The organism is Metasolibacillus sp. FSL H7-0170 (genome assembly GCF_038593115.1).
Classification (GTDB): domain Bacteria; phylum Bacillota; class Bacilli; order Bacillales_A; family Planococcaceae; genus Metasolibacillus; species Metasolibacillus fluoroglycofenilyticus.
This window is the reverse complement of sequence record NZ_CP151964.1, coordinates 2,813,735-2,839,368: the sequence shown is the minus strand read 5'-3', so window position 1 is coordinate 2,839,368 and position 25,634 is coordinate 2,813,735. Positions and strand designations below refer to the sequence as shown.

At 39.4% G+C, this 25,634-nt stretch carries 23 protein-coding genes and 1 other annotated feature; of the genes, 9 read left to right on the top strand and 14 right to left on the bottom strand.

Features of this window, described 5'->3' with window-relative positions; all coding sequences use genetic code 11:
* Positions 1-32: 32 nt before the first annotated feature.
* The 3 genes from MHH70_RS13360 to cobA are packed head-to-tail and all read right to left on the bottom strand — an operon-like array spanning position 33 to position 1,722.
* The gene (locus MHH70_RS13360; RefSeq protein ID WP_066169398.1) at positions 33-179 is read right to left on the bottom strand and encodes a YezD family protein; all 147 of its coding nucleotides are present in this window, start codon (positions 177-179) and stop codon (positions 33-35) included.
* A 13-nt stretch (positions 180-192) separates the two neighbouring features.
* Complete coding sequence (locus MHH70_RS13355; protein WP_066169400.1) at positions 193-927, bottom strand: sirohydrochlorin chelatase; 735 nt, start codon at positions 925-927, stop codon at positions 193-195.
* 15 nt (positions 928-942) lie between these two features.
* Positions 943-1,722 carry a uroporphyrinogen-III C-methyltransferase gene (gene cobA / locus MHH70_RS13350; protein ID WP_342471729.1) on the bottom strand — a complete coding sequence of 260 codons (780 nt, stop codon included), beginning with the start codon at positions 1,720-1,722 and terminating at the stop codon, positions 943-945.
* Positions 1,723-1,896: 174 nt separating this feature from the next.
* On the opposite strand from cobA, the gene MHH70_RS13345 reads away from it, so the two are divergent.
* Complete coding sequence (locus MHH70_RS13345; protein WP_342471728.1) at positions 1,897-2,784, top strand: LysR substrate-binding domain-containing protein; 888 nt, start codon at positions 1,897-1,899, stop codon at positions 2,782-2,784.
* Positions 2,785-2,799: 15 nt separating this feature from the next.
* Complete coding sequence (cysQ, locus tag MHH70_RS13340; protein WP_342471727.1) at positions 2,800-3,618, top strand: 3'(2'),5'-bisphosphate nucleotidase CysQ; 819 nt, start codon at positions 2,800-2,802, stop codon at positions 3,616-3,618.
* Positions 3,619-3,658: 40 nt separating this feature from the next.
* On the opposite strand, the gene cysC is transcribed toward cysQ, so the two are convergent.
* The 8 genes from cysC to MHH70_RS13300 all read right to left on the bottom strand — a co-directional run bounded on the left by cysC (position 3,659) and on the right by MHH70_RS13300 (position 11,738).
* Positions 3,659-5,485: an adenylyl-sulfate kinase gene (gene cysC, locus MHH70_RS13335; protein WP_342471726.1), complete on the bottom strand. Its 1,827-nt coding sequence runs from the start codon at positions 5,483-5,485 to the stop codon at positions 3,659-3,661.
* On the bottom strand, positions 5,486-6,385 hold the full coding sequence (gene cysD / locus MHH70_RS13330) for a sulfate adenylyltransferase subunit CysD (RefSeq protein ID WP_342471725.1): 900 nt from the start codon (positions 6,383-6,385) through the stop codon (positions 5,486-5,488).
* A gap of 34 nt (positions 6,386-6,419) precedes the next feature.
* Positions 6,420-7,124: a phosphoadenylyl-sulfate reductase gene (locus MHH70_RS13325; RefSeq protein ID WP_342471724.1), complete on the bottom strand. Its 705-nt coding sequence runs from the start codon at positions 7,122-7,124 to the stop codon at positions 6,420-6,422.
* 12 nt (positions 7,125-7,136) lie between these two features.
* A complete protein-coding gene (locus MHH70_RS13320) occupies positions 7,137-8,210 on the bottom strand; it encodes a sulfate/molybdate ABC transporter ATP-binding protein (RefSeq protein ID WP_066169414.1) in 1,074 nt (357 codons plus the stop codon).
* A gap of 1 nt (position 8,211) precedes the next feature.
* A complete protein-coding gene (gene cysW, locus MHH70_RS13315; RefSeq protein WP_342471723.1) occupies positions 8,212-9,042 on the bottom strand; it encodes a sulfate ABC transporter permease subunit CysW in 831 nt (276 codons plus the stop codon).
* An 11-nt stretch (positions 9,043-9,053) separates the two neighbouring features.
* Positions 9,054-9,884 carry a sulfate ABC transporter permease subunit CysT gene (gene cysT / locus MHH70_RS13310; RefSeq protein WP_066169418.1) on the bottom strand — a complete coding sequence of 277 codons (831 nt, stop codon included), beginning with the start codon at positions 9,882-9,884 and terminating at the stop codon, positions 9,054-9,056.
* Positions 9,885-9,944: 60 nt separating this feature from the next.
* Complete coding sequence (locus tag MHH70_RS13305; RefSeq protein WP_107943414.1) at positions 9,945-10,952, bottom strand: sulfate ABC transporter substrate-binding protein; 1,008 nt, start codon at positions 10,950-10,952, stop codon at positions 9,945-9,947.
* A 351-nt stretch (positions 10,953-11,303) separates the two neighbouring features.
* Positions 11,304-11,738 (bottom strand): GNAT family N-acetyltransferase, encoded by a 435-nt coding sequence (locus tag MHH70_RS13300; RefSeq protein WP_342471722.1) that lies wholly within the window; start codon positions 11,736-11,738, stop codon positions 11,304-11,306.
* A 121-nt stretch (positions 11,739-11,859) separates the two neighbouring features.
* On the opposite strand from MHH70_RS13300, the gene MHH70_RS13295 reads away from it, so the two are divergent.
* Positions 11,860-12,792 (top strand): bile acid:sodium symporter family protein, encoded by a 933-nt coding sequence (locus MHH70_RS13295; RefSeq protein ID WP_066169424.1) that lies wholly within the window; start codon positions 11,860-11,862, stop codon positions 12,790-12,792.
* A 420-nt stretch (positions 12,793-13,212) separates the two neighbouring features.
* Here the strand turns inward: MHH70_RS13295 and MHH70_RS13290 are convergent, their stop codons facing one another.
* Entirely contained in the window at positions 13,213-13,515 is a 303-nt protein-coding gene (locus MHH70_RS13290; protein WP_107943417.1) for a hypothetical protein, read from the bottom strand.
* 264 nt (positions 13,516-13,779) lie between these two features.
* Here MHH70_RS13290 and MHH70_RS13285 point away from each other — a divergent pair, with 264 nt between their 5' ends.
* The 4 genes from MHH70_RS13285 to MHH70_RS13270 all read left to right on the top strand — a co-directional run bounded on the left by MHH70_RS13285 (position 13,780) and on the right by MHH70_RS13270 (position 17,493).
* Positions 13,780-14,259 (top strand): DUF6530 family protein, encoded by a 480-nt coding sequence (locus tag MHH70_RS13285; RefSeq protein WP_066169428.1) that lies wholly within the window; start codon positions 13,780-13,782, stop codon positions 14,257-14,259.
* A gap of 20 nt (positions 14,260-14,279) precedes the next feature.
* Entirely contained in the window at positions 14,280-15,656 is a 1,377-nt protein-coding gene (locus MHH70_RS13280; protein ID WP_342471721.1) for an MATE family efflux transporter, read from the top strand.
* A 242-nt stretch (positions 15,657-15,898) separates the two neighbouring features.
* Entirely contained in the window at positions 15,899-16,588 is a 690-nt protein-coding gene (locus MHH70_RS13275; RefSeq protein WP_107943419.1) for a diphthine--ammonia ligase, read from the top strand.
* A gap of 65 nt (positions 16,589-16,653) precedes the next feature.
* Positions 16,654-17,493 (top strand): YitT family protein, encoded by an 840-nt coding sequence (locus MHH70_RS13270; RefSeq protein ID WP_066169434.1) that lies wholly within the window; start codon positions 16,654-16,656, stop codon positions 17,491-17,493.
* Positions 17,494-17,653: 160 nt separating this feature from the next.
* On the opposite strand, the gene MHH70_RS13265 is transcribed toward MHH70_RS13270, so the two are convergent.
* A complete protein-coding gene (locus MHH70_RS13265) occupies positions 17,654-17,809 on the bottom strand; it encodes a hypothetical protein (protein WP_342471720.1) in 156 nt (51 codons plus the stop codon).
* Positions 17,810-18,220: 411 nt separating this feature from the next.
* Positions 18,221-18,456: a binding site (T-box leader), on the top strand.
* A gap of 58 nt (positions 18,457-18,514) precedes the next feature.
* On the opposite strand from MHH70_RS13265, the gene ileS reads away from it, so the two are divergent.
* Positions 18,515-21,583, top strand: coding sequence for an isoleucine--tRNA ligase (gene ileS / locus MHH70_RS13260; RefSeq protein ID WP_342471719.1), 3,069 nt, complete (start codon positions 18,515-18,517; stop codon positions 21,581-21,583).
* 158 nt (positions 21,584-21,741) lie between these two features.
* Here ileS and MHH70_RS13255 read toward each other — a convergent pair whose 3' ends face one another.
* Positions 21,742-23,475, bottom strand: a complete 1,734-nt coding sequence (locus tag MHH70_RS13255) for a methyl-accepting chemotaxis protein (protein WP_342471718.1) — start codon at positions 23,473-23,475, stop codon at positions 21,742-21,744.
* Positions 23,476-24,316: 841 nt separating this feature from the next.
* Between MHH70_RS13255 and MHH70_RS13250 the strand changes: the two genes are divergently transcribed.
* Positions 24,317-25,555, top strand: a complete 1,239-nt coding sequence (locus tag MHH70_RS13250; protein ID WP_342471717.1) for an IS110 family transposase — start codon at positions 24,317-24,319, stop codon at positions 25,553-25,555.
* Positions 25,556-25,634 lie beyond the last annotated feature (79 nt).

Genomic DNA, 25,634 nt, shown 5'->3' with positions numbered 1-25,634 from the left:
CCACCTCACGAATTATCATTACGGTTAATTAATTATTTCAAACGAATCTTCTCATTTTTTTCAATTTGAACAACATGTCCGTCCTGAATAATGAGTGTAATTGTTCCAAACTTTATCGTTTCGAGCATTTCTTTAATGCTTTCAAATGTAGCCTCACTATTGCTTTTTTGCTTTGACATAGATGTCCCCTCCTCACACATTCAATAGCTCCCGTACCCGTTCTAGCAGCACTTGACGAACATTTTCGTCGTAGCCTAAGCTAGCACATAAAATCACATGCGAACTATCGACTTGTAGCTCCTTTATATTTTTTTCAATCCCCTTGCTTAACAAACCTGAAAACAATAAATAAGGAACGATGAATAGCTGCTTCGCATCCCTTTTCTTTATCATTTCTAGCGCATCTTGAAAGCTCGGACCTGCTCCGTATAAAAAACAGGAGCTAACGGATTGAAAGTTAAATCTCCGTTGTACAAGCTCACTTATTTCAGACATATTATGCACAACTGCCATATCGCTGCTACCACGTCCGATTAAAAGCACCTCCGCCTCTTGGGAAATCTCCTTTTGCTGCTCCATAATACGTTTATAAATCGTATCAACTAGCTTGTCGTGAATTCCGAATGGTCGACCAATCGTAAAATGTACATGTGGATACATTGAATGCGCCTTTTCTATCTCTGCCGGAATATCCTCCTTTGCGTGCTGCGCTGTTAATAACAATAGTGGAACGATTGCAATCCTCGTCGCACCTCGCTCTACGCAATTTTTTATGCCTTGCACAATGTCTGGCTCAACTAGCTCCAAAAATGAAATCTCCTGAATATCTACATTTACTTCATGCTCTATTTGTTTAATAAATTGAATTGCCTCTTCTACACCTTGCCTCACTCTTGTGCCATGACCGACATATAATATTGCTTGCATTGTATCACCTACTTTTTACACGACGCTTTCTTTCAATAATCCTTGCGCCTCCATTTTTTGTTCAAACCATTGAATTTTTTCCCTTAGTGAGACAACCTCACCTACGATAATAATGCTAGGATTTTTCACTTCGCTCGCCAGCGCGATTTCCTCAATCGTTTCAAGTGTCCCTGTAACGGTTTGCTGTTCCTCGAAAGTTCCCATATGAACGAGTGCAACAGGTGTTGTAGCAGGACGTCCATATTTTAATAGCTGCCCGCAAATATACGGTAAATTACCTACTCCCATATAAATAGCTAATGTATCTACTCCGTTAGCAAGGCTTTCCCATTTTATTGAATCATCCTTCCCTTCTCTCATATGCCCCGTTACAATAGCGAAGCTGGAACCAAAATCTCGATGTGTCACAGGAATACCTGCATAGGCTGGCGCTGCAATACCTGATGTAATGCCTGGAACAATTTCATATGGAATTTGATGCGCTGCTAGCACCTCTGCCTCCTCCGCACCCCGCCCAAATACAAAGGGATCTCCCCCCTTTAAACGCGTGACAATCTTGTCTTGCTTTGCATACTGCACAAGCGAATGGTTAATATGCTCCTGTATCATCGCATGACGATTTGGCAACTTACCGCAAAAAATCAACTGCGCACTTGGCTTTGCATAGCTCAGTAGCTCATGATTTATTAAGCGGTCATATAAAATAACATCCGCTTCTTTTATACAACGAAGCCCCTTTAATGTGATAAGCTCCACATCTCCAGGGCCTGCACCAACAATATAAACTTTTCCCACTCCATTCCCCTCCATAACATTACTCAATACCAATAATATCAATGAGCAAACTACATTTTTAAAATAAACAATTCCAATAAGTTTACTTTACTATATGGTCATTGATTGGTAAAATAACAATTAATAATCATCGCTATTAGCAAAAATGATTGAGTGGAAGAGGAGGGGAGTTTGATGAATATTGAGGAGCTACATACTTTTATTAAATTATGTGAAATTAAAAATTTTACGAAAACAGCAGATACATTATGTATGTCACAGCCAACGGTCAGCCTACATATTAAAAATCTAGAAAAAGAATTTCAAACACAGCTTTTTCAACGTTCACCTAAGCTACTTTGCATTACGCCTACTGGAGAAATATTGCTAGAGCGCGCAAAACAGATGATACAGCTTTATGAGCAAACAAAACAGGAGATGTTAGATTATCACCATGCAGTGCAAGGTCATTTGAAAATTGGCGCAAGCTTTACTATTGGTGAATACATTCTGCCTCCATTGCTTGTTGAATTAAAAGAGAAATATCCAGAGCTTTCCTTTCAAATTATTATTGGCAACACGGATGAAATTGTTCAATATGCTAAGCTTTTTCAAGTCGATATTGGCTTAGTAGAAGGCAAAACGAATGAAAAAGAAATAATCGTAGAGCCTTTTAAAGATGATGAATTAGTTATTGTGTCCTCTGTGCAACATCCATTAGCAGCAAAGGAAAAAGTAACAATTGCTGATCTTCAAAATGAGGATTGGATTACACGTGAAATCGGCTCTGGAACTGGTGAATATTTAAAGCATTTTTTGCAGACAAATGAGCTGAAGGTTAAAACCTTACTCTCCATCAGCAGCATACAAGGAATAAAGGAAACGGTTATCAATAATTTAGGTCTTTCCTTGCTATCGAAAAGCGTCATTGAGCGAGATTTGAAAATGGGTGAGATTCATGTAGTACAACTTGAAAACACTCCTTTTTGGCGAACATTTTCTTATATTTATAGCCCCTCAATGAAGAAAAAAAGAAATGTAAAGATATTTATTGAAGAATTGTGCCAGCTTAAAACGTCATAGATTGGAGCGTATTTAATGGAAACTGTTATACGAATTTTAGAGCCTATTCACATCGCATTTAAAGCAGGTCAAGAAATTTTAAAGGTGTATAACACCGAAACAGTAAATGTCGAATTTAAAGGCGATGAATCTCCTTTAACAATCGCCGATAAAAGGTCACATCATTTAATTGAAACGGAACTTATGCGCTGCTACCCTCGCATTCCCGTTATTAGTGAGGAAGGGGAAATAGTAGATTATGCGCAGCGCAGCAAGTGGCATACTGCATGGCTAGTCGACCCACTCGATGGTACAAAAGAATTTATTAAACGCAACGGGGAATTTACCGTCAATATTGGACTTATTGAAAATGGCACTCCTGTGCTCGGCATTATTTATTGCCCTGTACAAGATACAATGTATTTTGCATCTAGCGTAATTGGTTCTTATAAATTAATAAATTGCACGCAAAATCTCCAGAAAATTGATACGGAAAATATTTTACTTACCCTTTCTCAAAAGCTACCTATTGCTACAAATAGAGAAATCTTTGCTATCGCTGTTAGCCGCTCCCATTTTTCAAGTGATACGGAGGACTATATTCAAAAAATGCAGGAGCTGCACCACAATATTGAGCTTGTTACATCTGGTAGCTCCATTAAAATGTGCCTTGTCGCTGAAGGCCGAGTAGACGTCTATCCACGCCTTAGCTACTCAATGGAATGGGATACTGCTGCAGGTGAAGCAATCGTGAAGTATAGCGGTGGTAAAGTGCTAGATTCCACAACTAACGAGCCTTTGCATTATAATAAGGAGCAGCTAAAAAATCCCTTTCATATTGCAACTAAAGCGTAAGAAGCCAAGCTTTCTTACGCTTTAACATTGCTGAATGAAGTTAAGCTAGCACCTTCAATACTTCCTTCACAATATAATCAGTTGCTTCCTCTAAGGAAATATTGCTCGTATCAATTTTAATATGAGGATTTTTTGGTTCCTCGTACGGGCTTGAAATCCCAGTAAAATTAGTGATTTCCTGTGCACGTGCTTTTTGATAAAGCCCTTTGACATCACGTTTTTCGCATACGTCTAGAGGCGTGCTAATGTATATTTCGATATAGGATTGCCCTATTATTTGCTGCGCTTTTCGACGTTCCTGCTCAAAAGGTGAAATAAACGACGTTAATGTAATTAACCCCGCATCGTTCATCAGCTTCGCCACTTCAGCAATGCGACGAATATTTTCAATACGTCCAACCTCATCAAAGCCCAAATCTTTGTTTAATCCTAATCGCACATTATCGCCATCGAGTAGCATCGTGTGGTGACCAAATGCTACAAGGCGCTTTTCCACCTCGTTTGCAAGTGTCGACTTGCCGGAACCGGAAAGACCTGTAAACCATAATGTCAGTGGCTTTTGCCCTTTTTGCTCAGCACGTACCTCTCGTGTCACATCTGTTTGCTGCCCAAAAATATGCTTCTCTCGTAAGGCAATTTCCTTAATTACACCACATGCCGCAGTCATATTCGTAATTCGGTCAATTAAAATAAAGTTACCTAATGCCTCATTTCTATCAAATGAATCAAAGACAACCTTTTCTGTTAATGCAATATCGCAGGTTGCTAGCTCGTTTTTCGTTATTTTATTCGCCGCTATATGCTGTCCTGTATTAATATCCACTTTGTGATGAATCGCTACGATTGTGCTCGGAATAATTTTTGTTCCTACTTTAATTAAATAGTTTTTCCCTGCTGCAAGCTCCGTATCATCCATCCATAAAATTTGGGCAGTGAATAAATCAGCGACCGCTATTTGTCGGTCTGTCGTTAGTACACAGCCGCGCGAAACATCTACCTCTCTATGCAGTTGAATCGTAACAGGTTGCCCTGCATATGCAGTTTGCACTTCACGGTCCGTTACTAAAATACTTTTAACCTTCACCTTTTCATTACTAGGTAAAGTTGTTATTTCATCACCTACGGCAATTGTCCCTGCCTCAATTTGCCCCTGAAAGCCGCGGAATGTGTGATTCGGTCTACTTACACGCTGAACAGGCATAACAAAATAATTTTGCTGCTCCTCCTGTTGTGTATCTACCTCCTCTAAATATGGTAGTAACGCCAATCCGTCGTACCATGGCGTATTTGCGGATTTTTTCGTAATATTATCTCCATTCGTTGCTGAAACTGGGATTACCTGCACACTTTCAAGACGAAATTCTTCGATAAGTTGTAAAAAGTCACTTTTAATTTTAGTAAATCGCACTTCATTAAAGTTAACTAAATCCATCTTGTTTACAGCCAGCACCAGATTTTTTACACCCATTAGTGCACATATACGCGCATGGCGCTTCGTCTGTGTAACGACACCCTTCGTTGCATCTACCAAAATAATAGCGAGGTCTGCAAATGAAGCACCTACAGCCATATTACGTGTATACTCCTCATGCCCCGGTGTATCAGCAACGATAAAGGAGCGATGAGCCGTCGTAAAATAACGATAGGCCACATCAATTGTAATTCCTTGCTCCCTCTCTGCTAAAAGCCCATCTAATAGAAGGGAATAATCAATTTCCCCCCCGCGACTTCCTAGCCTACTATCTAACTCTAATGCTCTTTCTTGGTCAGCGAATAATAACTTTGCGTCATACAGCATATGACCAATTAACGTCGATTTACCGTCATCGACACTGCCGCATGTAATAAATCTCAATAAACTTTTCATCTAGAAATACCCCTCCCGCTTACGTCTCTCCATACTCCCAACAGCCTCTTGGTCGATAACGCGTGTTGTACGTTCAGATGTAACTGCCCCTAATGTTTCCTCTATAATTTCATCCAAAGTCACTGCATTTGATTCGACCCCACCTGTTAGCGGGTAACAGCCCAATGTACGAAAGCGAACCTTTTTCATGAACACTTCCTCATCTGGCTGTAAACGCATGCGCTCATCATCTACCATGACATAATTGCCCTCACGGTAAATAACGGGTCTTTCCTTTGCAAAATAGAGCGGTACAATATCAATATTTTCTCGATGAATATATTGCCAAATATCCTTCTCTGTCCAATTGGAAATAGGAAAAACGCGTATGCTTTCACCTTTATGAATTCTTGTATTAAATTGCTTCCACATTTCAGGGCGTTGATTTTTAGGGTCCCATGCATGGTTTTTATTGCGGAATGAAAAGATACGCTCCTTCGCACGAGACTTTTCTTCGTCACGCCTGCCTCCGCCAAAGGCAGCGGTGAAGCCATATTTATTTAAGCCTTCCTTTAAAGCCTGTGTTTTCATAATATCCGTATAGGCTGAGCCGTGGTCGAATGGATTAATGTTTTGTGCAAGCCCCTCCTCATTCGAATGAACAATCATTTCAATGCCTAATTCCTTTGCTCGGCGGTCACGAAACTCTATCATTTCTTTAAACTTCCATGTCGTATCGATATGCATAAATGGAAATGGTGGCTTTTCAGGATAGAAAGCCTTCATTGCTAAATGCAGCATGACAGAGCTATCCTTTCCAATTGAATAGAGCATAACAGGATTTTCACATTCTGCTGCCACTTCTCTAATAATATAAATTGCTTCTGCCTCCAATTGGTCGAGGTGAGTAAGTTCCTTCATTTGCGCTTCTCCTTTTCATTAAAATGACTACATCTCACTGGCTATGAAGCCCACATTCAGTTTTCCCTTGCCCCTGCCATCTGCCCGAACGTAAATCGTCTAACGTAAAGGCTGGCTTTGTACAATGCGAACAGCCGATACTTGGATAGCCTTGGTCGTGCAACACATTATAGGTAAGCTCATGCTTTGATACATAGCGCCACACATCCTTCCACGTCCAATGAATGAGCGGGCAAATTTTTACCGACTTAAATCTATTATCCTTATTGATAAACTCGACATTTTTGCGTGTTTCAGACTGCTCACGGCGCAAGCCAGAAATCCATGCTTTCGCACCTGATAGTACCTCGTTTAATGGCTCTAGTTTTCGAATATTACAGCACTGGTTTGGATTCGTTTCCCACAGCTTATCACCAAACTGCTGTGCTTGGTGCTCCAATGTGAGCGCAGGTTTTTTTAGTACGATATGAAGCTTTGGATATTTCTCACGTACACGCTCAATCGTTTCATATGTTTCCTTAAAATGTACATCTGTGTCTAAAAAGACAATTTGCGCATCTGGTTGTACCTTAGCAATTAAATCAATGAGAACAATCCCCTCAATACCAAAGCTACACGCATAGACAATCTCTTTTCCATACTCCCCATAGCTCCACTTAATGACCTCTAAAGCACCTTTATATTGCTCATCAATTGCAAACTCAATATTGGGGTTTTCCCATTTACTATATGTTAACAAGCTGCCCCCTCCTTAAATGATGAAATCTTCCGGGATAAATACTTTCATTTCCTTTGGGCTGACATAGACAATTTCTCCAACTTTTAAATCTAGTTGTAGAAATTCTTCTTTACTCAGCTCCACTTCAACATAGGCATCGCTATCCTCGCGTTTCATCTCAATATGCCAAGTTGGTCCAATTGAATGCATAAAGGTAATTTTTGCTGCGATTTCATCCTCACTTAGCCTTACGCGCTCCACCTTTAAATGATGTGGTCGCACATAGCCTACTGCATCGGTATCGTCTTTATCGAAGTAGTCTGACGCATCAAGCTGAACGCTTCCAAATTTTAATTTCCCTTGCTGCAATCGACCGTGAAATAAATTGACATTGCCTAAAAAATCATATACAAACGGGCTTACTGGCTTATCATAAACTTCGGAAGGTGTTCCTACCTGCTCAATCTTCCCCTTATTCATAATGACAATGCGGTCTGCAACATCAAGCGCTTCTTCTTGGTCATGTGTTACAAATACACTTGTAATATGCATTTCATTATGCAATTTACGCAACCAGCGACGCAATTCCTTTCGAACCTTCGCATCAAGCGCCCCAAATGGCTCATCTAGTAGTAGCATTTTTGGCTCTACCGCTAATGCTCTCGCTAGTGCAACACGTTGACGTTGCCCACCTGATAGCTGTGACGGATAGCGCTGTGCAAAGCCACTTAGCTTCACTAGCTCTAAAAGCTCATGCACCTTTTGCTCGACCGCCTTTTTAGATGGTCGTAAGCTTTTCTTTCGAATCGTTAAACCAAATGCCACATTATCAAATACTGTCATATGCTTAAAGAGCGCATAATGTTGAAAGACGAAGCCGACATCTCGCTGATTGACATGTACTGTACTTAAATCTGTTCCATCAAATGAAATGCTTCCTTCCTCAATTGACTCCAACCCTGCAATCATTCGTAAAAGCGTTGTTTTACCTGAACCAGATGGTCCTAAAAGTGCAACGAGCTCCCCCTTTGAAATCGTTAAATTAATATCTTTTAATGCTTGAAATGAGCCATAATGCTTTGTTACACCATGTATTTCAATAGACATCCTATTCACCTACTTGTTGTTTCTCTGACTTATATTCAATAAACGTTTTAATCATTAACGTCACTAAAGCCAATAGCGACATGAGCGATGCTACAGCAAAGGCAGCAGAAAACTGATATTCGTTATATAAAATCTCTACGTGTAGGGGCATCGTGTTTGTCATTCCCCTAATTCTTCCTGACACGACCGACACAGCGCCAAACTCACCAATCGCCCTTGCGCTACATAAAATCATCCCATACAATAAGCTCCACTTAATCGTTGGCAATGTGACACGGATAAACATTTTCCAGCCACTTGCCCCAAGGGAGATAGCTGCCTCCTCCTCTGCCCTTCCTTGCGCCTGCATAATTGGAATGAGCTCCCGCGCAATAAATGGCATTGTCACAAACATCGTTACAATAACGATTCCCGGTACGGAAAAAATAACTTTGACACCAAAATCCATTAACAGCGAACCTAAAGCGCTTCTCGGGCTAAACAGTAATATAAAAATAAGCCCCGCAATGACTGGTGAGATGGCAAACGGTAATTCGATTAAGGATAATAATAGCTGCTTGCCTTTAAAATGAAATTTCGTAATACACCATGCTGCCGCCACCCCGAAAACCGTATTCAATGGAACCGTTATGATAGCAACAAGTAATGTTAACTTAATAGCGGATAAAGCATCACTCTCTGTAATGGCTGCAAAATAAACTGCTGCGCCCTGCTCAAATGCTTTGACAAAAATGAATGCGAGCGGCACAAGTAGAAACAATGCTAAATATAAAAGCATTAATGTGATTAATACTCTTCTAATCACACTTTTTTGCTCTTTCGTATGCTTCACTTTGTTCCCTCCTACTCCTCTTGTAATACATGCTTTTGACTCCACTTTTGCAGTAAATTAATAAAAACTAAACAAATAAACGAAATAATCAACATGACAACCGCAATTGCTGTCGCTCCAGCATAATCAAACTGCTCCAGCTTCGTCATAATCATCAGTGGCGCAATTTCCGTTTTCATCGGCATATTGCCTGCGATAAAAACCACAGACCCATATTCCCCAAGCCCCCTTGCAAATGCAAGAGAAAATCCTGCTAATAAAGCTGGTAATATTTCAGGGAAGATAATTTTTCTAAAAATTTGCCCCTTCCTCGCCCCTAAGCTAGATGCAGCCTCCTCGACCTCACGCTCAAAGCTTTCAAGCACAGGCTGAACCATTCGAACAACGAACGGTAAGCCGATGAATATAAGCGCCAATGTAATGCCAATAGGGGTAAACGATATTTTAACCCCTATAGCACTAAACCATTGACCAATCCAGCCATCCTGCGCATATAAAGTAGTTAATGTAATACCTGCAACCGCTGTCGGCAAAGCAAAGGGCAAATCAATAAGCCCATCGATTAATCGTTTTCCGGGGAAGCTGTAGCGAACGAGCACCCATGCAATCAATAAGCCAAATACACCGTTAAAAAGAGCTGCCACAAAGGCTGTAATAAACGACACTTTATAGGCATGAACAACGCGCTCACTCGTCACAACTTTCCAAAAATCTACTAAGCCAAGTTTAGATGATTCGATAAATATCATAGATAATGGGATTAAAATAAATAAGCTTAAATACAGCATTGTAATACCCATTGATAAGCCGAAGCCTGGCAATACATTTTTCCTTTTTCTCATTATCTAAACCACCTTCTAGAAATCTTCCTGTTGTGCAAACGTAATGATATAGGCTGCAAATTACTCATAAATGGAATCAAAAACGCCGCCATCGCTGAAATGAGTTTCTTGCGCCTCTTTCCAGCTACCAAATTTTTCGTCAATCGTGAATAATTTGATGCTAGGGAATTGACTATCATACTTTTCAGCGATTTCCTCTGTTCTTGGACGATAATAGTTCTTAGCTGCGATTTCTTGCCCAATATCTGTATACAAAAACTTCAAATAAGCTTCAGCAATCTCTCGTGTCCCTTTTCTATCCACATTCTTATCCACTACAGCTACAGACGGCTCTGCTAAAATGCTAATAGAGGGCGCTACAATTTCAAATTCAGCCTTTTTCAACTCGTTTAATGCGAGGAGTGCTTCATTTTCCCAAGTAATTAATACGTCTCCAATACCCTTCTCTACAAATGTTGTTGTCGAGCCTCGTGCACCAGAGTCAAGTACTTCTACATTTTTATAAATACTAGAAACAAAATCTTTCGCTTTCGCATTATTGCCTTCGAAATTTTCTAGAGCATATCCCCAAGCAGCTAAGTAATTCCAACGAGCTCCGCCAGATGCCTTCGGATTAGGTGTAATAACTGAAACATCAGCCTTTGCTAAATCATCCCAATCCTTAATACCTTTTGGATTACCCTCCCGTACTAAAAATACAATTGTAGATGTATACGGTGCAGAGTTATGCTCTAAGCGATTAAGCCAGCCCTCAGCAATCAATTGTTGCTCCGCAATCGCATCGACATCGTAGGCTAAAGCAAGCGTTACTACATCCGCATCCAATCCATCAATAACGGAACGTGCTTGGCTTCCCGAGCCGCCATGCGATTGTTTAATCACCACTTCTTGCCCTTTCTCCACCTGCCAATATGCAGCAAACTCCTTATTAAATTCCTCATACAATTCGCGTGTTGGATCATATGAAGTATTTAAAATTTCAACTTTCCCCCCTGTTGCTGCCTCCTTACTAGCACAAGCAGCTAATAAAAGGAAAGTGGAAAAAAGTATTATTAGACGGGTTCTCATGAAAACATTCTCCTTTTCTAACTATTTATTGATATTCTCTGAAAATAGCTACTTTCACACCTAGCCACTCCAAATGCTTTTTCATCTTGAAGCAAAAAGGCCACTCCATAGAAAAGAAATACTTCTTTCCTAAAGAGTGGCCTCTAGTTTGTCTAGTGAGCTACTGCAATATGTTGCGCTTTTGCTTTGCTGCAAAAGCATTTTTAGATTCGATTTTTAAAAACCAACTAATCTTATAGAATTAATTTAACATGAAAAAACAAAATGTCAATACAATTTTTAGGTTTTCTTCAAAAATAGTGGAGGCATCCATAAAGTGGGCTAAAGCACTGCTTTTCAGACATTTCCTTGCTAGAATAGCGACTTTTCAAAAATAATTTTATGTCTGCCTTTTGCGTCAACAAACGTCGAGATAATATTAAAATCGTGCTTAATATTTGTTATCAGCATCGCCTTGCGATTATTGCGCCCATATGTACGAACTTTTTGAAAGCCGCGTTTTTGTACTTCCTCATGCTGTCGTATCATTAATTTACTAGCAATACCACGTCCTCGCTGACCTTCATGCACACCACCTAACCAGCTATAAAAGACTCGGTCCGGATGGATATAACCGAGTTTAAAGCCAATCATTTGGGCATCTTCCATCATAAATAAACACAATAATCCTTCCTTACCTTCCAATTTCGCTAACGGCAACGCTGCTCCTTCAAAAACATGGGCATGAAGCGTCTGTAATTGCTTTAAATACTTATATGGTACACCTTCAATGATTTCAATCTGCATATGCTTCACCTCTATTTTCATCTTAAAAACAACTATGCTACAATAAAGTGAATATTCAATCAGTAGGGTTTTTACGGGCAGTTGATGCGGGATAAATCTAAATTTAAAGAAGGTCTTATTTGTGCTAGAAAAATTAAATATATTTCTTCAACGCTATATCGCTATTTTAACACCACTTAGCCTAGTAATTGGTGTATTGCTTGAAAATATTTTACATCATCTACTTTTTCTTGTTGTTTGGCTTTTTGCTTTTATGACGTTTGCAGGTAGTTTACGAATGAAATATAAAGATTTCACCATTTTCATAAAACACCCTGTTGTCATCCTAACAGCCATTGCTTTTTTACATATTTTGATGCCTTTATGGGCTTATTTTTTATCTTCGATTCTATTTAATGACCATTTGTTAATTATTGGCTTTGTATTGTCTGTCGCAGTGCCCACAGGTGTCACAAGCATGATTTGGATTACTATTTGCAAAGGCAATGTCCCTTTAGGCTTATCAATTGTTCTTATTGATACATTGCTTGCACCTATTATTATGCCATTCTTATTATTCGCCGTATCGGGAGAAAAAGTGGAGCTCCAGTTATCATCATTAATGACGAGCCTATCCTTTATGATTGTGCTTCCGACAGTGCTCGGTATTATAGTAAACGAGCTATCAAAAGGACAAATTCCGCGAAAAATATCAGGTAAATTAGCACCTTTTACTAAGCTCGCTTTATTTGCAGTAATTATGATTAATAGCAGCACGATTGCCCCTTATTTAAAAAATATCAATATGGAACTAGCTCTTGTGATAAGCTTGGTGCTAATTATCGCTATATGTGGCTATATTTTCACACTGCTTATCGGGCGTTATTTTTTAAAAAACAGTGAGCAAATAACGACCTTCGTCTTTACAGGCGGCATGCGCAATATTTCTTTAGGTGTCGTGATTGCAACAACTTACTTCCCAGCTAAAGTAGCAATGCCTGTTGTATTCGGCATGCTATTTCAGCAAGTTTTAGCATCTGTTGTAAGTAAAATTGTTCCTAAGCCTTCCTCATAATACTTCAAAAGGAGTTGTCCGAAAAGTCCATTTTGTTTTGCTACCACATTGAAATCAATGTTTTCATCGCTTTCCTTTTACTGAAGGATAACGCTGCTAAAGCCCATGTTCATTCCATTTTTAAAAGAGGCGTTCTCTGCTTATCCCGTATTAACAAATTTGTTTGCGACGAGTAACCGCAGGAGCAGGCTGTAATACCCCCACTTCAAAACAGCAGATAAAAACAAGATGTTTAAGTGGGGGATCAAACAGCCTGTAAAAACCCGAATGGTGAAACTACCAATCAGTGGGGGTGTGCGAAGCCCCCACTGATTGAAGGTTCACTTTATATGAATCAACATTTTACGAAACATCATCGCTACTGTCCAAAATGCCGGCTATGCACGGCTTTTTGGACAGGCCCAATATTAGTCGATAATTCTAAGCAATTATTCTCCTACGTTGCACTAACCATACACATATATTCAATACAATCGTTACAATTAACAATGCCTTCGTCGCAAAAGCGACTGCATCCATCGTATCCATTAAGGCAGCCCAATCCTCTACCTGTACTACATGCTGTGTATAGAAAATTTGAAAAGCAATAGCTATGGCACACGCAACAAAACTAAAAATTATCCATATGGCTGGATTCGTTTGAGGTCGTAACAATACACCAAACGGAAGTAGCCAAGCAGCTAAACCAAGTAAGAGACTTCCTATATTTAAAAGCCCTATCATCCCTTCCATCTCCTCCCTTTACTTACGAATAGTGACGCCCATTAGTGGCAAGAGTTCCATAGTCAATTTTGCAGCGACAGGATTTCAGTATAAAACTACATTTATCACCATTGCATGTCGCAGAAAACTCAACCGAACCTAGATTAGTTATTTGATTTTAGAGTTCTAATTATAATTGATTGACTTTTCATTTAGCTAATGTTACTTTTACTAAGCAAGTAATTTAGTAAATTACTAAATAAAAACCGAAAGGAAGTAATAACAATGAAAATTCCTACACATTTAAAACATAAACCTGTTCTTGTTGCTGAAAACTATGCAAATATCGATGGACGTACAGCCTATAAAACGGATGCGCAAGGCTTATCACTCGGTTTAGCACAATGGAATGACCGCGGGAAAGTGGATATTTCAGCAAAGGTATGGCGTCACACAGGTGGCAAATGGTCACGTCAATCAGAGGAATTGCCTTTACACCGCGTGCTCGACCTCGCTATTTTAGTTTGTGAGGCTCAGCTCCATTTTAAAGATGCTTATCGCTATGAAAATTTATACGATGAGACCAACCCAGTTATTAAGCGTGTAGGCCTTCAAGGTGACGCGATGACCGTAGAAGTATGCACAGAAAATGAACAAATTAATGAAGATATTAAGCTTTTCAATCAAGCTTTAAGTGATGATGGGGAGCTTATTGGCGAGCGTTTACGAACGCTGTCGCGTATTTTAAAAGAAATGGGCTATTAATGCCTTATGAGGATATTGAAATGAACGAACAATTATTACAAGATGACCAACAGCTTAGAAAAGCATTTTTAAAATTCTTAATTCCTGTCATGCTAGCGAATGTGCTGCAATCACTAGGTCAGGTCGCTGCAATGTTTATCGTTGGACGCAATTTAGGTGATGATGCATTAGCGGCAATTGCAGCCTTCTTTCCATTTTTCTTCTTTTTAATGGCCTTCGCCATCGGCATCGGCTCAGGTAGCTCTATTTTAGTTGGGCAAACATTCGGTGCGGGCAATCATGAAAAAATGAAAGAGGTTGTCGGCGTTACACTAGCCTTTACAACGATTTTGTCAATTGCAGTAGCTCTTTTTGGCGCCTTTTTCATCGAATGGATTTTGCGCTTTATGCAAACACCTGCAAATATTTTAGATATGAGTGTTAGCTATGCGAAAATTTTATTCTTTACACTGCCAATTATGTTTTGGTATATGACCTATACAACATTTATTCGTGGTGTTGGCGACTCCAAAACGCCCTTTGTCTTTTTAGTAACGAGCGTTGTATTTAACATTGCCTTCCTGCCACCACTTATTTTTGGCTGGTTTGGTTTACCTGCTTTCGGCTTGAATGGTGCTGCATATGCCGCAGTACTATCAAATTTAGTAACGATGATTTTGCTACTTGCTTATTTGCATAAAAAGAATCATATTTTACGTTTAGATAAGTCTGTTTTACAGCATTTTAAATTGAAAAAGGATATTTTAATTTCACTGTTTAAGCTAGCAATTCCAGCAAGTATTAGCATGGTTGCTATTTCAGTTGCTGAAATTGCCGTTATCGGCTTCGTGAATGCCTACGGCTCAAGTGCAACTGCAGCCTATGGTGTTGTCAATCAAATAGCAGGCTATGCCCAAGTCCCAGCTATGAGTATCGCCATTGCTACATCAGTTTTCGTTGCTCAAGCATTAGGTGCGAGCTCTACTGAAATGATAAAAAAAATCCGCAGTATTAGTGTGAAAATTAACTATATTTTAGGTGGAGCTGTAATTTTACTAACCTATATATTTGCAGAGCCAATTTTATCACTCTTTATCACTTCAACGGATACGGTCGATATTGCGAAAAACTATTTAATGATTACATTTTGGAGCTATTTAATATTCGGTCATACCCAAACGGTTTCCGCAACGATGCGCGCAACAGGTGTCGTCTTATGGCCGACGATTTTCCTCGTACTAACAATTTGGTTAGTGGAAGTGCCTGTAGCATTCTATTTATCGCATTACACAGTGTTTGAATTGAATGGCATATGGATTGCCTACCCTATTACATTCTGCGTCCATTTCATCCTGCAATATGCTTATTTCAAATTAGGATGGCAAAAGCGTACACTGAAGGCGATGCTTGGTGAATAGAGAATGTCTCCTTTGAATTAAGGACGAAAGAAGCCTACTTTAAAAAACGAGTAACAAATGCTATACTGACATTAGCTAAAAGGATACAGTACCGAGTGAAACCCCGATAGATTAGACTGTCGGGGTTTCCGTATTGTTGAAAAAATTAGTGGAAATTGAACCCGAGATAACAGCAAATGCCAATAAACACACGGCAATCATGCTAAAATAACCATATAGACAAAACAAAGGGGATACATACTATGGCAAACACAAAAAAGTGGAAAACAGGGGCTGAAGGACAGAAGTTTGTCGCCTCTTTTAGTGGGGGAAAAGATAGTACATTAGCTTTGTATGAGGCTATGAAAACAGGACAAGCGATAGGCTTAATCATCGTGCTTGAGGAAGATGGCACTCGCTCTCGCTCACACGCGATGACGGTTGATTTCATAAAAGCACAGGCGGAAGCAATCGGCTTACCGATTCATTTTGCTGCTGCAAGCTGGACACAATATGAGGCAATCTTTATTGACATGCTGAAAAAAATGAAAACTTTAGGAGCGGAAGCCCTTGTAACTGGCGACCTTGATATGCCTGAGCATGGCTGTTGGCACGAAAAAGTCGCAAATATCGCAGGCTTAAAGCTTGGAATGCCTTTATGGGAAACCGACCATTCAGAAGTAGTCGAACGCTTTATTGACTTAGGCTTTAAAACAATTATTACAACAGTTAATATATCTCTCGGTATGCAAGAGAATGATTTAGGGAAAGTTTTAACATATGAGTATGTACAAGAATTAAAGGAACGCGGCATTGACCCTTGTGGAGAAGGTGGGGAATTTCATACAACTGTTATTGATGGACCAATTTTTAAACAGCCGCTTGCAATTAAACAAGGAAAAGTTGTGCATGATGGTGATTATTGCTTCCTCCCTCTACAATTACTTGAGTGATACTTTCGAAAAATTGTTATAGTATGTAAGAAAGAAAAATTATACCCGCAAACGGTGGTGCAAAAATGAAAAAATTAGTAATTGATATTTTAATTATGATGTTCGGAGCGTTTCTATTTGCGCTTGCAATCAATTTATTTGTCATTCCAAACGAATTAGGGGAAGGTGGCGTAACAGGTGTTACGATTATCCTGTATTATTTATTTCAATGGTCTCCTAGTATCGTCAGCTTTGTACTTAATGGGATTTTATTGCTTGTTGGATACAAATTTCTGAGCAGACAAACAACGATTTATACAGTTATCGCTGTTACGTTTATTTCGCTATTTTTACATCTTACAGAGTCATGGACAATTCAATCCGATGAAATTATTATCAACGCGATATTCGGTGGCGTATTTGTAGGTGTCGGAATTGGTTTAATTATTCGTGTTGGTGGGACAACGGCTGGTACAACTATTTTAGCGAGAATAACGAATAAATTTTTAGGCTGGAATATTAGCTATGGGCTGTTATTTTTTGATTTAATTGTCGCATTCTCTTCTTACTTTATTATCGGTGCTGAAGCACTTATGATGACAATTATGATGCTCTATATCGGGACAAAGGTGATGGAATTTGTGATTGAGGGAACTAACACGAAAAAAGCAGTAACGATTATCTCCAAAAATCCCCATGCAATAGCGGATAAAGTCACTTATAAAATGAATCGTGGTGTAACCGTCCTATCTGGGCACGGTTATTACACAAAAGAGCAAAAGGAAGTGCTCTATATTATTATTAGCAGACAGGAAATTATTAAGCTGAAAAACATCGTAAAAGAAGCTGACAAAGATGCATTTATCGCCATTCATGATGTACGAGATGTGTTTGGAGAAGGCTTTATCGAGCTCTCCAAGTCTTGAATTGGCGCCCAACAAGCCGTGCAATTAGCCGGCTTATTGGGCGCTTTTGTTGGTGCTCTTTAAATTGTTTTCTTTGAAAGTTTGAAAACATAGGGCTGGCGGTTGGAGCTTGAGATGAAGAAGTTAATAAAGGAAGATATGGGGAAAAGCCCAATTGTATTTAGTTAGGCTTGGGCAATTTATTGTTGGGTACTGCTGTGTTTTTTATTTGCTCCTTTGTCATATCCTCTTTATTGCGGGTATCTAAATCATCAGGGCTTAAGTCTTGCCCGAATTCCTCTCGCTGTGCTTTTTTATTTTCGTGCTTTTTCTCCATTGTCATCACCTCCATTACTAGCGTTTCCCATTTGCTGTACTTTATAACCTCTGTATGGCACTTATAAAAATAGTATTTGGAGGAACTCAGAAATAGTAACAAATAATTAGTAGAAATAGAGGAGATTTTTATGCTACATTAAAGACCACATATGATATTACATTATAATTTTATCGTACTTTCTATATTCGCAGTGTTGATATGCGTTTATTGCCATTATCAATGCAGCTTATCTACACCTGATTTCAGCACTTATAGAAGGGAATACGAAATATGGCAAAAAACATTATTATTTTTTTCCTTGGAATGTTAACATTCTTCATTATCTCAAGTATTTTTAGATATTTCTTTTAAAGAAAGTGATTTGACATTTTTTTAAAAATCCATTAAAGTAACACGTAATAAAAGCATACAAATTCGTTGACGAGAAAGAGTAATGTTTCGTATTGTTCTACAGAAAGCTGACGCCTTGATGAAAGTCAGTGTTCAATTGTTACATGAAAATCCTCTCTGAGAAGGCACGCTGAAATGAGTAAGCAAGCCCGGGTGTCTACCGTTAAAAAGAACACGTATGATTGTACGTTGCTAAGTGCTATTGGATTGTTCAATAGAATTAAGGTGGTATCGCGAGTTAACTCGTCCCTTTACTTAGGGACGAGTTTTTTGTATGCCTTTTATACAAAAATAGGTATAGGAGGAATTGAAATGGGAAAAGGAACATTGCAGCAAAGAGAAGAAAGAATTCGCCTCCATTGGCAAGCTGAACATGTTTTTGAAAAGTCTATCGAAAACCGCAAAAATCGCGATTCCTTCGTATTTTACGAAGGACCCCCTACAGCCAATGGACTACCACATGTAGGGCATGCACTAGGTCGCACAGTAAAAGATGTAGTCGCGCGCTATAAAACAATGCAAGGTTTTTTAGTCGAGCGTAAAGCAGGTTGGGACACACATGGTCTCCCTGTAGAATTGGGTGTAGAAAAGCAGCTCGCTATTTCAGGCAAGCAAGAAATCGAAGCATATGGTATCGAACCGTTTGTACAAAAATGTAGAGAGAGTGTCTTTACGTATGAGAAAATTTGGCGCTCCTTTACAGAGCAATTAGGTTATTGGGTTGATATGAATGAACCTTATGTGACATTAGATAATCGCTATATCGAAAGCGTTTGGCATATACTGAGCAAAGTTCATAAAGATAATTTACTTTATAAAGGACATCGTGTATCGCCATACTGCCCTAGCTGTCAAACATCCTTGAGCTCCCATGAGGTTGCACAAGGCTATAAAGATGTGAAAGATTTATCTGCAACCGTTAAATTTCAATGTGTTGATTCAAATGAAATTTTTTTAGGTTGGACGACAACTCCTTGGACATTGCCAGCCAATGTTGCGCTTGCAATGAATCCTTCTTTAACATATGTGAAGGCACGGCTTGATGGAGATATTTTCATCGTAGCAAAATCACTTGCACTCACTGTACTAGGCGAAAATGCAACGATTGTAAGCGAACATAAAGGGACTGAATTCGAAGGTGTAGCCTACAAACCACCCTTTGACTATGTTTCCGTTGAGCATGAGCATATTGTTGTAATGGCTGATTATGTAACAGAAACGAGCGGTACAGGTGTTGTGCATATCGCTCCAGCGCATGGTGAGGATGATTACCAAACAGTGAAGCTAAATGACTTATCCTTTATCAATATAGTGGACTTACAAGGCTGCTATACAAACGAAATAACAGATTTAGCAGGTCGCTTTGTCAAAGATTGTGATGTCGACATAATCAAGCTGTTAGCTGCTAAGGAGTTATTATTCCATAAAGAAAAATACGACCATAGCTATCCGCATTGCTGGCGCTGTGATTCGCCGTTGCTCTATTACGCAACAGATAGCTGGTTCATTCAAATGTCTGCACTAAAAGAGCAATTGCTTGCTAACAATGCAACAGTGACTTGGTATCCTGACCATATTAAAGAGGGTCGCTTCGGTAAATTTCTCGAAAATGTAGTGGACTGGAATATTAGCCGCAATCGTTATTGGGGCACACCTTTAAACGTTTGGATTTGTACAGCATGCGGGCATGAGGAAGCGCCTGAAAGTGTTGCAGCATTAGAAAAACTAGCACAACAGCCGTTGCCTGAAGATTTGCATAAGCCGTATATCGACAATGTTCTTTGTCATTGTCCAAAATGCCATGAAACAATGCAACGTACACCAGAGGTTATTGATGTATGGTTCGATAGTGGCTCGATGCCTTTTGCGCAACATCATTATCCTTTTGAGCAAGAGGAGTTCCAGCAGCAATTCCCTGCGGATGTCGTAATAGAGGGCATCGACCAAACACGCGGCTTTTTCTATAGCTTACTTGCTGTATCTGCACTGTACAAAGGGCAAGCACCATATAAAAATGTTCTTTCATTAGGGCATGTATTAGATGAGCATGGACAAAAAATGTCGAAAAGCAAAGGCAATGCACTAGACCCGATAGACCTAATGAACATTTATGGTGCAGATGCATTACGCTGGGCATTATTAGTAGATAGCTCACCGTGGAATCCAAAGCGCTTTTCTACAAAAATTGTGCAGGAGGCAAAATCTAAACTATTAGATACGCTAGAAAATACGTTTAACTTTTATCAGCTTTATACAAGTATTGACCAGTTTATATTTGATGCCTCACAAAAAGGTACACCGACATTATTAGATGAATGGATTATGTCCCGACTGCATACGACAATTGCAAAAGTTACGATATCTATGGATGATTATCAATTTACGCAAGGTTGTCGGGAAATAGCTAAATTGATGGACGACGTGAGTAATTGGTATGTACGCAGGTCGCGCCAACGCTTTTGGGCTTCTGGTTTTTCTGACGATAAAAGAGCTGCTTTCAATACATTGCACACGGTGTTAAGTGAAGTGTGTAAACTGCTCGCACCTTTCACGCCATTTATCGCAGAGCATATTTATATGCAAATGCACAACAATGCAAGTGTGCATTTACAGGACTATCCAGCTGTCACAGAAGCCTATATCAATGTAGTGCTTGAAAGGGAAATGGCTACTATCGTTCAAATCGTTGAACTAGGACGCAGTATCCGCAATGCCAAAAACTTAAAGGTAAAACAACCTTTAGCTGAAATCATCATTTGCTCGCCAGAAAATCTAAGTAAGTATAACACCATCATTCAAGATGAGCTTAATATTAAAAAAGTGCAATGGCTATATTCTACAGAAGCATTCGTGGAAAAAACCTTGAAGCTGAATTTTAAAACAGCCGGTGCTGCATTTGGCATGCAGGTCAATGCAGTGAAGTCCTATGTAGAAACAATGCCAGTCGAAGAAAAAAATAGTTTACTATGTAATGGACATTTAACGGTTCAACTTGCTGACGAAGCAGTTAAATTGGAGCAATCGCATCTTTTAATCGAGTCCGTTGTCAAAGATGACTATGTTTTAGCAGAAGATGGCACGTTACAAGTGTTGCTCTATACACATTTGACGAAGGATTTAATTGCCGAAGGATATGTTCGCGACTTTATTCGTTATATTCAAGACCAACGCAAAAAGCTAAACTATCCAATTGAACAATATATTTATTTAACAATTGCCTGTTCATCTGAGCAGCAAGAAATGCTCCAGCAATTTGAAGCATTGCTCAGAGCAAACATATTAGTAATGGATATTCAATTCGAGAGAGCTTTAAATAATTCATCTGCATTTAATTATATGTTTGCACAAGAGGAACTGCACTTCAGTATGAAATTGATTTAAACAACTGAAGGTGTAAGTTTAAGATTGAATTAAAAGGCTTTAAAATCAGTGTTTACAACCTTTTAAAATGACACTTTTCTTTCTGTTAATATATGAGAGCGTCCCCAAGGCAGAGATTACCTGCTTTTGGGACGCTTTAGGTGATGTTTCATCAAAGGTTACTCCACCTTAAATCTCTCAGTTAATTCATTTAACTGTGCTGCGATTTTCGTTAGCTCCTTAGAGTTGTGAACTATCTCTTGCATTGCGGCTGTTGATTTTTGTACGAGATTTGATGTATCCTCAATGCCAGCTTGGGCTTCCTCTGTGACAGCTGCCACATTGCCAATAGCATCGTGGACGCTATTGCCGCGCTCCGAAATTCGCTCTAATTCTACTGTAATATCCTGTATTTGCAGCTGCATTTGCTTTACTGCTAAATGTATATTCGTAAAGATTTCCCCTGTTTCTCTCAAAGTCGTTGTGCCTTTACTTGCCTGCTCATAGCCTAACTCTAACTCTTTTGCAACTTCGCTTGATTCCTGCTGAATTCCCCCAACAATACCGACGATGTCACCGACCGATTTTTTCACTTCCTCCGCCAATTTGCGCACTTCATCTGCGACAATGGCAAAGCCTTTTCCATGCTCACCAGCACGTGCTGCTTCAATGGCCGCATTTAAAGCTAATAAATTCGTTTGTTCTGCAATTCCCTCAATGACAAGTACTAAGCTGGAAATATCTTTAGCATGATGGTCTAACATCTTTACTTGCTGTACTGATTTCTCTACACCTTTATATAAAAGGGAAACATATTGCTCGGTCTCAGTAATTTGCCCAAGCCCTTCATTTGTTAAAGCCATAATACTTTCTGATTTCTTATTTAAAGCATTTCCTTGATAACTCGTTTGCTCAATTTGCCTTGCAAAATCTTGCATCGTCTCGGCTATTTTCACAGTAGCTACCGCCTTCTCCTCCGAGCCTGATGCTAATTCAATCATCGTTTTCGCCACTATATCATTTCCTTGTTTAATTTCCTCTGTGCTACTTAATTGCTCGTTCGACATTTTAACAAGTGCTGAAGAGTGCTGGGAAATACCTTGAATTACTTGCTTCAAGCTATCCGTTGATTTTTGAAATGCTCCTGTCAATACTCCGATTTCATCCGAGCGATTTGTGGAAAAGGTTGTAGACAAATCGCCCTCCCCCACTTTATGTACTTGCATCAAAAGTTTTTTTAGTGGCGATACAAGATAAGTGCTTAATACGGAAATAATCGCTATGCTTATTAAGAGTGCAACAATAGCAAAAAGAATTAAGCTCTTTTTTTGCTTCTCCATTTCTGAATAAACGGTTGTGGCATCTAAATCTGCTCCCACAACACCAATGATTTCACCTGAATTTGATTTAATTGGAACATACGCGGAAACGAGCGCACCATAATTTTCTTCATTCGTCATTTCTACTTGTATTTCTCCCGTATTAAAAGCTTGCTCAAGCTGTGGAATTATTTCTGGACTCTCTTCTTTTTCACCTAGCCAAGATTCGTTTTCATCTCCTACTGGTAAGCCATCTACTACATAAAAATAATCATATCCCCCATTTGTCTGTTGACGCCCCATTGTGTATAAATATTCTAGACCAGTAGATAGGCGATAATGATTAAATTCTTCTCGTAACTCATAGTAATAGACTAAATCCTGTTCTGCTGCCCCCACTTTAATTTCCCGTTCATATTTTTCAATATCCATTTGACCTAATGACTGCTGAGCAATGGTCATTGCCACATTGCTTAAAGATTGCTCAATTAATTGCATAGAGGACTTATGCACCGTCCACGAAATTACTATAGCTAAAATTAGCACAATAATAGAAAAATAGAATGTTATCTTTTTTTGAATAGTCCCTAACATAGCATCACCCCTCGTATATTAGTATTAAGAGCTCTTTCCGATAGAATTTCCAGTTGATCCGGACAACTGGAGGATCTGTTGGATTTCCTATAGGAAGTGGTCGCCGATTGGCTCCCTCACTCATGTTTTATGTTTTACCTGTTTGACCCCTGCTTTACCGAGGGAGCCAAAAGGAAATCATCTTTTTCATTATTTATAAATTCCATTAGATTATTGCTCACAGGTGCTTACCTCGTATATTAGTATTAAGAGCTCTTTCCGATAGAATTTCCAGTTGATCCGGACAACTGGAGGATCTGTTGGATTTCCTATAGGAAGTGGTCGCCGATTGGCTCCCTCACTCATGTTTTATGTTTTACCTGTTTGACCCCTGCTTTACCGAGGGAGCCAAAAGGAAATCATCTTTTTCATTATTTATAAATTCCATTAGATTATTGCTCACAGGTGCTTACCTGTTTATTTAACATGCTCATTTTTACGAACTTCATATGGTGAAGGCGAAGGATGGAGGAGGCTCCATTTCAGTACTTCGTCCTTTTTTATTCCTTGAAAATAGTTCACTCAAGACAGGTGTCCATGCGACAATGGAACGGACAAGGTATTCGCAGGAAATAGCTTTCACCCCTTGCAGACGTAAATACGTACTGCTTAATAAGCCTGCTACCCATCGTTCATTATTGAAGGTCTAACCACTGGCTGCGACCAACTGTGTGAAGAGAGTGTAGCGCTCATTTATGGTCTTCCCGTTTGGATTGCTAATAACGAGGCAGACATCGATGATTCGACTGGGCACCCAGGTCTGAGTATATCTTGATTAATTCCCCATTAGGAGGTGATTGGCATGTCACAAATGCTGGTCGGTATTGACGTGAGCTTGCGCTCCCATCATGTCCATTTCATGCATGGTGAGGGACACTCACTCACTGATTTTTCTGTTCAAAATGATATCGAAGGTGCGGACACCTTGATTCAAAAGATTGTACGAACAGCGGAAAAGAATCAAACAAATCAATTGAAAATAGGGATGGAGGCCACAGATCAATACAGTTGGCACCTTGCCCATTACTTAAAAGCGCAATGCAAAAAAGTATTACCACATATTCAAACGGCTATTTATATGCTCAATGCCCGTAAAGTAGCTCGTTTTAAAAAGGGGTACGATACATTACCGAAGAACGACAAAATAGACGCCTGGGTTATTGCGGATCATCTACGCTTTGGACGATTGCCACATGCAATGCAAGAAACGTTAATTTACGATGCTTTGCGTCGTTTAACACGTACACGATTCCATTTAACCCATGAAATAGCCCGTAATAAAACCTACATGTTAAATCAACTGTACTTAAAATTTAGTGGCTTACGTCAAGATAATCCATTCTCTGATACATTTGGTGCGACAAGTGTCGCTGTTATTGAAGAACTAGATCCAGGCATCATTGCCGAAATGCCATTAGAAGAACTCGTTGAGTTCCTTCAAGAGAAAGGCAAAAATCGTTTTGCGGAGCCAGAGGAGATTGCAAAATATCTACAAAAGCTCGCAAGGAATTCGTACCGTTTAGATAAAGTGATGGCCGATCCGGTCAATCTATCCTTATCTGTTATTTTGAGTACGATTCAGCACATGGAAAGCCAAGTGAAACGTTTAGATAAAGAGATTGAACGCATGATGAAAGGCATTCCACAAACATTAACATCGGTAAAAGGCATCGGTCCCGTGTACGCAGCGGGCTTAATCGCTGAGATTGGAGATATAGATCGTTTTGATGATCACCATGCTTTAGCGAAATACGCAGGTTTAGTCTGGTCGCAATATCAATCAGGTGAATTCGAAGCAGAAGACACCAGCCGGATGCGAACCGGGAATAAGTATCTACGCTATTATCTTGTGCAAGCATCAGACGCCATTCGTAAACATGACACCGAGTATAAAGCCTTTTATCAAAAGAAATATCATGAAGTAACCAAGCACCAACACAAACGCGCTCTCGTCTTAACCGCTAGAAAACTTGTACGGCTCGTGCATTCGCTACTACGCACGAAACAGCTGTACATACCGAAAGAAGAAAGGAGGGATTGAGAAACACTTTCTCGCTTTTCTTTAGCCACCACACAACTTCCATTTTTTAACTTTTAAAACTTAAAAAATGTGAGGTTTA

Excerpts from the sequence above, each read along its gene's own strand:
- MHH70_RS13360 (WP_066169398.1), bottom strand. The coding sequence starts at position 179 with ATGTCAAAGCAAAAAAGCAATAGTGAGGCTACATTTGAAAGCATTAAA.
- MHH70_RS13355 (WP_066169400.1), bottom strand. The coding sequence starts at position 927 with ATGCAAGCAATATTATATGTCGGTCATGGCACAAGAGTGAGGCAAGGT.
- MHH70_RS13345 (WP_342471728.1), top strand. The coding sequence starts at position 1,897 with ATGAATATTGAGGAGCTACATACTTTTATTAAATTATGTGAAATTAAA.
- cysQ (WP_342471727.1), top strand. The coding sequence starts at position 2,800 with ATGGAAACTGTTATACGAATTTTAGAGCCTATTCACATCGCATTTAAA.
- cysC (WP_342471726.1), bottom strand. The coding sequence starts at position 5,485 with ATGAAAAGTTTATTGAGATTTATTACATGCGGCAGTGTCGATGACGGT.
- cysD (WP_342471725.1), bottom strand. The coding sequence starts at position 6,385 with ATGAAGGAACTTACTCACCTCGACCAATTGGAGGCAGAAGCAATTTAT.
- MHH70_RS13320 (WP_066169414.1), bottom strand. The coding sequence starts at position 8,210 with ATGTCTATTGAAATACATGGTGTAACAAAGCATTATGGCTCATTTCAA.
- cysT (WP_066169418.1), bottom strand. The coding sequence starts at position 9,884 with ATGAGAAAAAGGAAAAATGTATTGCCAGGCTTCGGCTTATCAATGGGT.
- MHH70_RS13305 (WP_107943414.1), bottom strand. The coding sequence starts at position 10,952 with ATGAGAACCCGTCTAATAATACTTTTTTCCACTTTCCTTTTATTAGCT.
- MHH70_RS13300 (WP_342471722.1), bottom strand. The coding sequence starts at position 11,738 with ATGCAGATTGAAATCATTGAAGGTGTACCATATAAGTATTTAAAGCAA.
- MHH70_RS13290 (WP_107943417.1), bottom strand. The coding sequence starts at position 13,515 with ATGATAGGGCTTTTAAATATAGGAAGTCTCTTACTTGGTTTAGCTGCT.
- MHH70_RS13285 (WP_066169428.1), top strand. The coding sequence starts at position 13,780 with ATGAAAATTCCTACACATTTAAAACATAAACCTGTTCTTGTTGCTGAA.
- MHH70_RS13280 (WP_342471721.1), top strand. The coding sequence starts at position 14,280 with ATGAACGAACAATTATTACAAGATGACCAACAGCTTAGAAAAGCATTT.
- MHH70_RS13275 (WP_107943419.1), top strand. The coding sequence starts at position 15,899 with ATGGCAAACACAAAAAAGTGGAAAACAGGGGCTGAAGGACAGAAGTTT.
- MHH70_RS13270 (WP_066169434.1), top strand. The coding sequence starts at position 16,654 with ATGAAAAAATTAGTAATTGATATTTTAATTATGATGTTCGGAGCGTTT.
- MHH70_RS13265 (WP_342471720.1), bottom strand. The coding sequence starts at position 17,809 with ATGGAGAAAAAGCACGAAAATAAAAAAGCACAGCGAGAGGAATTCGGG.
- ileS (WP_342471719.1), top strand. The coding sequence starts at position 18,515 with ATGGGAAAAGGAACATTGCAGCAAAGAGAAGAAAGAATTCGCCTCCAT.
- MHH70_RS13255 (WP_342471718.1), bottom strand. The coding sequence starts at position 23,475 with ATGTTAGGGACTATTCAAAAAAAGATAACATTCTATTTTTCTATTATT.
- MHH70_RS13250 (WP_342471717.1), top strand. The coding sequence starts at position 24,317 with ATGTCACAAATGCTGGTCGGTATTGACGTGAGCTTGCGCTCCCATCAT.